The 6,919-nt window shown below is 72.1% G+C and carries 5 protein-coding genes; 3 read left to right on the forward strand and 2 right to left on the reverse strand.

The window, feature by feature from the left end:
• Positions 1-491, reverse strand: a 491-nt coding sequence (locus HUW62_RS44745) for an amidohydrolase family protein (RefSeq protein ID WP_176437925.1), incomplete at its 3' end; no start/stop codon positions are given.
• A 310-nt stretch (positions 492-801) separates the two neighbouring features.
• On the opposite strand from HUW62_RS44745, the gene HUW62_RS44750 reads away from it, so the two are divergent.
• From HUW62_RS44750 to HUW62_RS44760, 3 genes are read left to right on the forward strand one after another with little or no spacing between them, the layout of a single operon-like run.
• Positions 802-3,060 carry a protein kinase gene (locus HUW62_RS44750; protein ID WP_255203993.1) on the forward strand — a complete coding sequence of 753 codons (2,259 nt, stop codon included), beginning with the start codon at positions 802-804 and terminating at the stop codon, positions 3,058-3,060.
• Between the two features lie 31 nt (positions 3,061-3,091).
• Positions 3,092-4,090, forward strand: coding sequence for a PHB depolymerase family esterase (locus HUW62_RS44755; protein WP_368670635.1), 999 nt, complete (start codon positions 3,092-3,094; stop codon positions 4,088-4,090).
• Between the two features lie 18 nt (positions 4,091-4,108).
• Positions 4,109-4,858, forward strand: coding sequence for a carbohydrate deacetylase (locus HUW62_RS44760; protein ID WP_163870986.1), 750 nt, complete (start codon positions 4,109-4,111; stop codon positions 4,856-4,858).
• An 87-nt stretch (positions 4,859-4,945) separates the two neighbouring features.
• Here HUW62_RS44760 and HUW62_RS44765 read toward each other — a convergent pair whose 3' ends face one another.
• The gene (locus tag HUW62_RS44765; protein ID WP_176437927.1) at positions 4,946-6,868 is read right to left on the reverse strand and encodes a hybrid sensor histidine kinase/response regulator; all 1,923 of its coding nucleotides are present in this window, start codon (positions 6,866-6,868) and stop codon (positions 4,946-4,948) included.
• Positions 6,869-6,919 lie beyond the last annotated feature (51 nt).

The raw sequence follows: 6,919 nt of genomic DNA on the forward strand, positions 1-6,919 counted from the left end.
TCCTCGCGCCCCACCGCCCCGCCGCGGTCCGACACCGCGTAGGCGAGCACGCCGCGCACGCCCACCTCGTGGAGCCCGCGCGCCAGCCGCACCAGCGAGCCCGACACCGCCTTGGGCGACGAGTGCAGGTTGCACACCGTCGTCGTGCCGCACTGGAGCGCCTCCAGGCCGCCCGCACAGCCCGCCACCTGGACCGCGTCCAGGTCGAGCGCGTCCTCGTAGGGCCAGAGCACCTTCTCCAGGACGTCCTGGTAGGTCTCCATCGCGGTGTTCGGCATGCCCCGACCCAGGACGGCGTGCAGCCGGTGGTGCGCGCTGACCAGGCCCGGGAAGACGAGCTTGCCGGAGAGGGCCACCACCTCGTCGTCGGGATGGGGCGTCAGGTCCGGCCCCCGCGCGACGATTCGCTCCCCTTCGACGCGCAAGTCCACGCGCTCCACCACCGCGGGCTCCAGCTCGACGACGTAACCACCCTTGAGGACGGTGCCCAACATCCCTCCGAACGAAGAACGACGCGCGTGGCGGGTCAGCGGGTCGCGAGGTTAGCACTCCACCCACCCCCTCATGCGAGCGGGCAGATGGAGCGCCCACACCCCGCGTAAGGCCCACGAGCGCCGCGCCGGGCGCCATGCGGGCTTCCGACCTTCCCGGACACGTGGAAACCCACACCCAGGCTTGGGCCCGCGCGTCACGGGGACTCAAGGCGCCGGGCGACAGGGTTCGGGACGGAGCCGGGCAGGCATCCCCCTCGAACTTCTGAGGGGGGACGCGGGGAGGCTCTCCACATAGACTGGCGCCATCTTGGAGTCGGGTCCGAACACCTATTGGGTCGGTCGCTACCGGCTGTCCGCGCGCATCGCGACGGGCGGCATGGCCGAGGTGTACCTGGGGCGCCGCTTCGAGGATGACGGCGCGCGCGGGCCCGCGGTGGCGGTGAAGCGGCTGATGCCGCACCTGGCCTCGGACCGGCGCGTGGTGCAGATGTTCCTCAACGAGGCGCGAATCACCGCGCAGGTGCGCCACCCCAACGTCGTCGCCATCCTGGAGCTGGGGATGGAGGGCACCGAGCCCTTCATCGCGATGGAGCTGTTGGAGGGCCGCTCCTTCGCGGAGCTGCGGCAGGAGGCCGCCGAGCGGGGCCAGCGCGTGCCGTTGGGCATCACCCTGCGCGTGCTGGTGGAGGCCTGCCGAGGTTTGGACGCGGCCCACCGCGCCGTCGACGAGGCGGGGCGCCCGCTGCGCATCGTCCACCGCGACTTCACCCCCGACAACATCCATGTGGGTGTGAACGGCGCGGTGAAGGTCATCGACTTCGGCATCGCCAAGGCGGATGCGCTCGGGTCGGGCACCGAGCCCGGCGTCCTCAAGGGCAAGTTCTTCTACATGTCGCCGGAGATGATCGCCGGCAAGCCGGTGGACCACCGCGCGGACCTCTTCGCCGCGGGCGTCATGCTGTACGAGCAGCTCTGTGGCCGCAGGCCCTTCACCGGCATGACGGCCGAGGAGGTGCTGGGCCGCATCGCCGAGGGACGCGCGCGCCCCCCCACCGCGTTCGACCCGTCCGTCCCCGCCGCGCTGGAGCTGGTGTGCCTCACCGCGCTCCAGAGAGACCCGGCCGCGCGCTTCGACAGCCTCGAGTCCTTCATCGACGCCATCGAGGCCATCGGCGGCCAGGCCGAGGTCGCCACCGGAGAGCAGGTGGCCGCGTACGTGGACACCCTCTTCCCGCCCGACCGGGACCCGAAGCGCCAGGCCCTGCGCCGCGCGCGGATGGCCGACCCGTCCCACGGCGGCACGCCGCCCATTCCGCGCGCCTTCGACCCCAACGCCGCGCCCCACAACGCCATGACGGTGCCGGCCGCGTGGGCCCAGGTCTTCCTGCCCGACGTGGGCGCCACCCTCCACGGCGGCGAGCCCCCGGACTCCGTGCGCCCGACCACGCCCACGACGCCGGGCTCCACCGAGGCCGCCACCGTCGCGGGCTTCCGCGCCAGCTCTCCGGGGGTGGTGCAGCAACCTCGACCTGGCGCCGCGACGGACTCGTCGCCGCCCACTCGCAACCCGACGGACTCGTCGCCTCCCACGCGCAACGACTCCGGCATCACCCAGGGCGGCCCTCGACGCCGCTCGCGGCTGGGACTCGCCGTTGCCGGGGTGCTCGGGCTCGCGGCGCTCGGTGCCGGAGGGACGTGGTACCTGACGCGCAAGGAGTCGTCGCCCACGGAGCGGCTGGCGAAGGCCCAGGCCGCCGAGACGCCGGCCGCGAAGGTGTCGCTGTTGTCCGGACTGGGCGCGGACCCTCGCGCCACCGCCGAGGAGCTGGCCCAGGCGGGGACGACGCTCCTGACGGCTCGCGCCCACCCCCAGGCGTTGGAGCTGGCGGAGGCGTATGTCGCGCGCTTTCCGAAGGACGTGGAGGCGCACCTGCTCGCGGCCCAGGCGGCGACGGAGCTGAACCGGGGCAAGCGGGCGGAGCGCGCGCTGGACGAGGCCCTCACGCTGGCGCCGAAGGACTTGCGCCCCTCGCTGATGCTGGCGGACCTGCGCGAGCGCCAGGGAGACCTGTCCGGCGCGGTGGCGGCGCTGGCGAAGGCCTACGCCCAGAAGCCGGGCACCGCGCGGGTGGCGCCTCGCTACGGGCGGATGCTGTCGCAGAGTGGCCGTTTGGACGAGGCCGCCACGGTGCTGTCGGCCTGGATTCGCGAGCACGACGACGCGGCCAGCCTGGCGGAGCTGGGCTTCGTGCGCTTCCGGCAGGAGCGCGTGGACGAGGCCGCCACGCTGCTCAAGCGCGCGGTGCGCAAGGATGGCCGGCTGGCCGTGGCGCACTACTACCTGGGGGCCGTCCTCTTCCGTCAGGGCGACAGCACGGGCGCCGAGCGCGCATATCGGGAGGCGGACAAGCTGGCTCCGGAGGACCCTCGGGCCCTGGCCGCGCGATGCCAGCTCCATGCCCATGGTGGCAATGCGACGGCCGTCGCCGAGGTGAAGCGTACGCTGGAGGAACGATTCCCCGAACGGGCGAACGTCCTCGCGGCGGAGTGCAAGACGGGGAATTAGCTTCCCGTCCATGCCTCGCGGCCCTCATCTCGTGATTCTCGCCCTCGTCCTGGGGGCACTCGGCTGTTCGTCCTCGACGGCTTCGCGTCCGGAAGTCCCCGGTGACACCGGCGGCCCCGGGCCCGAGGAGCCCTCCGTGCCGGAGCGCACGTCCTGCACCGGACTGTCCGAGGGCCCGGGCACCCATGAATGGACAGTGACGCACGATGGACGGGCGCGGACCTACCGCGTCCACGTGCCTCCCGGCTACGACGCCACCAAGCCCATGCCCACGGTGCTCGCGTTCCACGGTTTCGGCTCGAACCCCGAGCAGTTTGAAGTCCAGACGGGCCTGTCGACGCTCGCGGACACCGCGGGCTTCCTCGTCGTGTACCCGCGCGGACTGAGCGCCGCGGAGCTCAACGGGGGCACCTCGCCCCCCCGGGACAACACCCGGGGCTGGAACGCGGGCGCGTGCTGTGGGTCGGCCCAGGTGTCCAACAGCGACGACGTGGGCTTCGTGGACGCGCTGCTGACGGACCTGGACACCCGCGTGTGCGTGGACCCGCGCCGCACCTTCGCCACCGGCTTCTCCAACGGCGGCTTCTTCTCGTACCGGCTGGCCTGTGAGCGCGCGGGGCGCTTCGCCGCCGTGGCGCCCGTCTCCGGCATGTCGCCCCAGAGCGGCTGCAGCCCGTCCCGTCCGGTGCCGGTGCTGCACATCCATGGCACCGCGGACACCGTCATCCTCTACGCGGGAGGCAACAACATCCCCTTCGGCCGTGCCTACCCTTCCGCCGAGGACTCCGTCCGGAGCTGGGCGGAGCGCGATGGCTGCGGCGGCCCGGTGGTGGAGACGTACCGCCAGGGGGACAGCACTTGTAGCGCCTTCACCGGCTGTTCGCCGGAGACGGCCACCGCGTCGCTCTGCACCGTGCAGGGCGGCGGACACACCTGGCCTGGCAGTCCGGTCAGCGCGGGCAACCCCACGCAGGACCTGAACGCCACGCTCGAGGCCTGGCGCTTCTTCCAAACCCGGCCTCGTCCCTGATGCGCAGGAGAGTTCTTCGTGAGCACACGCGCCCTCATCATCAACGCCGACGACCTGGGGTATGACCCGGCCGTCACCCGAGGCATCCTCCAGGCCATGCGCGACGGCGTCGTCTCGTCCGCCACCCTGATGGTGAACACCCCGTTCGCCGAGGCCTCCGCCCACGAGGCCGAGGGCCTCTCTCTGGGGCTGCACCTGAACCTGGCCCGGGGCACGCCGGTGTCGAGCGACTTCCCGCGCGAGATGCTCGGCGCCAACGGGAACTTCCTGGAGTCGCGCGCCGCGAGCATGACCGCCGAGGTGGTGGAGGCGGAGACGCGCGCGCAGCTGGAGCGCTTCACCGCCCTGACGGGGCGGCCGCCCACGCACGTGGACGTGCACATGCACCTGCACCTGCAGCCCCTGGTGCTGGAGGGACTGTCCCGCGTCGCCCGGGAGATGAAGCTGCCGGTGCGCTCCATCGACTCCATCATGCGCCACGCGCTCAAGACGCAGGGCATCCCCACCAACACGCACTTCCTGGGCGACACGGGCTCGGACGCGTACTGGACGCTGGAGCGGCTGGAGGCGGAGCTGGTGTCGCTGCCCTCCGAGGGCATCATCGAGCTGATGTGCCACCCGGGCTATCGCCCCGAGACGGTGAAGAGCGGCTACGGCGCGCAGCGCGAGGTGGAGCTGGCCACCTTCAAGAACCCGAAGGCCCGCGAGACGCTGTCGCGCCTGGGCATCACCCCCGTGGACTACCGCGTCCTCACGTCCGCGAGCTGAAGTCCTCGGCCCGTCCGCGGCTCACGCCAGGGGTGCCTGCCTTGCGTGGGAGCAAGCCCCTGACGAGCCAGCCTCCGCGCGTGCCCCTCAGATTCGAGGGGCCATGCCCACGTGCGGGGGCAACTCGCCCACCGTGGGCGAGACTCCGGACGGCCGCCGCCGCTCCTGCATGAGCACGTTGCGCACGCGCGCCACCAGCTCATCGGCGACGTACGGCCGCGTGCACAGGGACGTCTCCTCCTGGGCCCACCACGGCCGCGCATCCCCGGCCAGGAGGATGGGCACCGGACGCGCGCGTGGCAGCGTGGCGAACGTCTCCAGGAACAGCCCCGCCTTGCCATGGGTGACGGAGGTGGACAGCACGATGAGGTCCACCGGCAGGTGCGTGGCCTGGCGCAGCGCCTCCGCTCCGTTCCGCGTGGTGAGCACCTCGAACCCCTCGGCGCACAACACGCGCTCCGCCAGGGCCTCCTGCGCGGAGTCCTCGTCGAGCAGCAGCACCCGCCGGGGCAGCCGCTTCACCTCGTGCGACGGCATCCGCGGCAGGCTCACCGTGAAGGTGCTGCCATGCCCCTCCGAGCTCGCCAGCGACAGCGCGCCCCCGTGCAGCCTCGCGATGGAGTGGCTGATGTACAACCCCAGCCCCAGTCCCCCGAAGTTGCGGTGCGACACGTTGCGCGCCTTGTAGAAGCGTTGGAACACCTGGGACTGGTCCGCGCCGGGGATGCCGATGCCATGGTCCTGGACGTGGATGCGCGCCTCGCCCGCGAGCCGCTCCACGCACACGGTGATGGGCTCGCCCGGCGGGCTGTACTTGTGCGCGTTCTCCAGCAGATTCACCAGCACCTGCTCCAGCCTGTCCCTGTCTCCCCGCACCCACACGCGCTCGCGCGGCACGTCCACCGCGAAGGGCCGGTCGAAGGCCGCGCGGAAGTGGTCCACCACCTCCGCCACCAGTTGCCCCACCTCCAGCGGCGACAAATCCAACGCCAGCCTCCCGGCGTCCAGCCGCGAGGCATCCAGCAGGTCATCCACCAGCCCCGCCAGCCGGTCCACCTGCCGCTTGGACTTCAGCACCGTGGCCAGCTCCAGCGGCTGCCCCGCCGTGAGCTTACGCTCCATGGTGAACAGGCCCAGCTTCAGCGGGGTGAGCGGCGTCTTCAGCTCGTGGCTCGCGATGGACATGAACTCCTCGCGCACCTGGAGCGCCGCCTTCGCCTCACGCAGGAGGCGCGCGTTCTCCACCGCCACCGCGAGCTGGTTGGCCGCCGCCGTCCACAGCTCCAGCTCCCGGGCGGAGAAGGACGTGCCCTGTTCCTTGTAGAGCAGCAGCAACCCCACCGTCCGGCGCGGCGCGCACAGCGGCACCGCGGCGAAGATGGAGCCCATCGAATCCCCATACCCCCGCTGGATTCCGAGCTGCGCCTGCCGCAAGGCCAGCGCCTGCCGGAACGGGTCCTCCTCCGGGTCGAACGAGTCCTCGGGAGACTCGCTCCCGGCCAGGTCCGACACCGCCGAGCGACGCAGCTCCGCGCCATCCTCCTCGCAGAGGTACACCTCCGCGCGCCGCACCTGCGCGCATCTCACCAGCGCGACGACGGCCGCGGCGCACACGCTGTCCACCTCCAGCGTCTCGCCCACGGCCCGGGCAATCTCGCGCACCGCCATGGAGAAGGCGCCGTCGTCATCCACGCCGGAGGGCTCCACCACCAGCCAGGAGCCGGGAGACTCCTCCTCGCGTCCCGGCTTCACCTGCACGCGCACCTGGTGCAGCTCCCGGGTGATGACGTGGCCGGTGTGCGGACGGCCCTCGCGCACCGCCAGCTCCATCGCCTCCAGGCTCCGTCCGCGCTCCAACGCCTCCAGCAGGTTGGTGCCCAGGGGCAACGTCATGCCCGTCTTGCGGGCGAACCCTTCCTCACACCACTGGACGCACAAGTCGGGTCCGACGCGCACCAGGGCTTGGGGGAGGCACGAGAAGGCTTCTTCGACGTCAGGGGGAAGCGTCATGTGCTCGGGAAGGTGGCGGGGGGCCTTCGGGATTATGAACCCCGCCCCGAG

Source organism: Myxococcus sp. AM011 (genome assembly GCF_013372595.1).
Taxonomy (GTDB): Bacteria; Myxococcota; Myxococcia; order Myxococcales; family Myxococcaceae; genus Myxococcus; species Myxococcus eversor.